Source organism: Wolbachia pipientis (genome assembly GCF_023661085.1).
GTDB lineage: Bacteria > Pseudomonadota > Alphaproteobacteria > Rickettsiales > Anaplasmataceae > Wolbachia.
In genome coordinates this window covers 1-1,261 of sequence record NZ_JAHDJT010000173.1, presented here as the reverse complement: position 1 = coordinate 1,261, position 1,261 = coordinate 1, and the positions used below count along the sequence as shown (strand labels likewise).

Annotated in this window: 1 protein-coding gene and 1 pseudogene; one reads left to right on the top strand and one right to left on the bottom strand. The window is 34.3% G+C overall.

Features of this window, described 5'->3' with window-relative positions:
* A partial coding sequence (locus DM84_RS05955; protein ID WP_250779083.1) for a hypothetical protein occupies nt 1–900 on the top strand: 900 nt, incomplete at its 5' end.
* On the opposite strand, the pseudogene DM84_RS05950 reads toward DM84_RS05955, so the two are convergent.
* Nucleotides 890–1,261, bottom strand: a pseudogene (locus DM84_RS05950) (helicase RepA family protein); the annotation flags it as partial. The gene DM84_RS05955 and the pseudogene DM84_RS05950 overlap by 11 nt on opposite strands.

The window sequence follows — 1,261 nt, the reverse complement described above, 5'->3', positions numbered from 1 at the left end:
GCAAGTGACTACGATGAGGAATATGATGACCCAATAATGTGTGACCTATGTAATCGTGATATCCTGCCTGATACCTATGAGAAGCAACGTTACCATTCTCTAGAGATAAATGTTAATCATTTGAAAGTTATTGAATGGTTTGAAGAACAATTGGCAAATTTGAACATCACTTCGAATAAAGTAGCAACAGGGGTTTATTATGTTATTGTTGGCACAAGCCTTGTCAGCTTAATTATTCCGGATTGTTGTTCTGATAAATCATATCTAACTTTAGATAAGCTCAAAACTAATCCTACTGTTTTGATCAGTTTCAATGAAAAAAACCTTAAACCATTGTTAAACCTGTACATTATTCCCATGGCTGATTTAATTTGTGGATATCGAACTTTAAATGAAATATTAAATGAAACAGTTGAAAAAGGAGTACCAAAGTTATTACCTAACGTTTCTTTTCAGGCGCTAAATTGCTATCCTTATATTCCACTACAACAAACCAAACTAGCAACTCAAGAAAAGATTCTGCAATTACGAATCAAAAACGGTGGCATTTATATCAATGACATAGAGGTTGTCAATAAGCAATCTAAGTTAGGAATGAATATCTTTTTTGTTCTTCTTGAACAATTCTGGTGCGATTTTAAAGAAGGCATTTCTCCAGGGCAACATAAAGCATTAACTATTGAACAAATTGCAGATTACCTGGGAAATATTTCCGATGCTGAACAACAAATTCGTAAACCGATAAATAGAATGCAAAGAACCATGGTAGATAAGTTAGCTATAACCTTAGGCATGAATGTAAAAAGAGATGATATTATTCAAACTCTACCATGGTCTGGAATAGGTATCAAGGAATATGGCTATAGACTTAATCCTTCCACTCTCAGCCTTAAGAAGTAGCACAAGTGCTACGCCACTGGCTATTTACTTTGCTAATCTGCATAGCTGGAATGGATTCACCATTCCTCAGTTCAAATATCAATTTGTGTTGTTCATTATCTTTCATCATCATCACGCCTGAAGTATATAAACTCCTTAAGGCAGAAGCACCGCTGAAACTTTGAAATGGCTCTTCTGACAATGATCTCTTTGATACTTTTTTGGTATTGTGCGTTAAGATAATACCACATCTAGGGTTTGTCATCGCTCGTAACTTTTCAACTCTATCTTTTAAAAAACAGAACATGGAGCTATTGCTATTCTCTTCTTTGTATTTATTAAAATCAAAAATACTGCGCAGCGTATCTATAGCAATAATATC